1 protein-coding gene is annotated in these 1,128 nt (G+C 65.8%); it reads left to right on the plus strand.

What is annotated here, in order from left to right:
• Nucleotides 1–52: 52 nt before the first annotated feature.
• The coding region (locus tag VMT65_RS38345) for a DUF222 domain-containing protein (RefSeq protein WP_326313665.1) at nucleotides 53–1,128 on the plus strand (1,076 nt) is incomplete at its 3' end.

Consider the following 1,128-nt stretch of genomic DNA (forward strand, 5'->3'; position numbering starts at 1 on the left):
TAACAATGGAATTCGTCTATCGCTGAGATCATGAAAGCGGTAGAATTAGCACATGGATTCGAACGGGGTGACATTCGAGAACTGCGGGATCACCGAACTGGGGGCCGCGGTCGAAGCCGTGTCGAATTCGGTCCGACACGGTCGCCTCGAGTTCTCCAATACCGAGGTCGTGGCCTTGATGCAGCAGCTGGAAACCTCCATCCGCCGACTCTCGGCACTGGATTCGAAGCTGATCATCGAAGCCCACGAACGCGCCCTGCCCGAGGAATCCGGGACCGGCAAAATCATCCCGTTCCTGCGCCGCACCCTGGGCCTGTCGGCCCACGACGCGTCGGTGCGAGTGAAGATCACCCACGAATGCGGTGAGTTCCGGCAGCCGACCGGGCACCTGAGTCCGGCGAACCTGCCCGTCGCCGCCGAAGCCTATGCGGCCGGGGCGATTTCACGGGATCACATCCGCCACATCGTCACCATCATGACGCATCTGCCCGCCGACATCCCCGCCGAAGCCCGCGCGCACGCCGAGCAGCTGCTGGTGGAGAAGTCGGCCGAGGGTCTGTTCCCCGACGACCTGCCCAAGATCGGGCGTGAGATCCTGGCCCGCCTGGATCCGGATGGCACCGTGATCAACGACGCCGACCGCCGTCGCCGCCGCGGCATCATCGTCGGCCGTCCGGGTGTGGACGGGATGAGCCACATCGAAGGCTGGATGACCCCCGAGTTGCGGGCGTTGTGGGATGCGGTGATGGCCAAATTCGCCCGACCCGGCATGTGCAACCTGGAAGACGAAACACCGCTGACCACCCGCGACGCCGTCATCGACTCCTCGGTGCTGGACGCGGCCGCGCGCCGTGATCGCCGCGACCACGGCCAGCGCACCCACGACGCCCTGGTTGCGTTGCTGCAGCCGGGTGTGGACATGAGCAAGCTCGGCTCCCACCGCGGCATGCCCGTCCAGGTCACGGTGACGATGTCCCTGACCGATCTCGAGCGCGGCACCGGCATCGCCACCACCGCCTCGGGCACTCACCTGTCGATCAACGAGGCGTTGAAGATGGCCTCGGGTACTCGCCCGGTGCTCGCAGTCCTCGACGACAACGGCATCCCGCTCTACCTGGGCTACGGCGA

The sequence above is a fragment of the Nocardia sp. CDC153 genome, from assembly GCF_035818515.1.
Lineage (GTDB): Bacteria > Actinomycetota > Actinomycetes > Mycobacteriales > Mycobacteriaceae > Nocardia.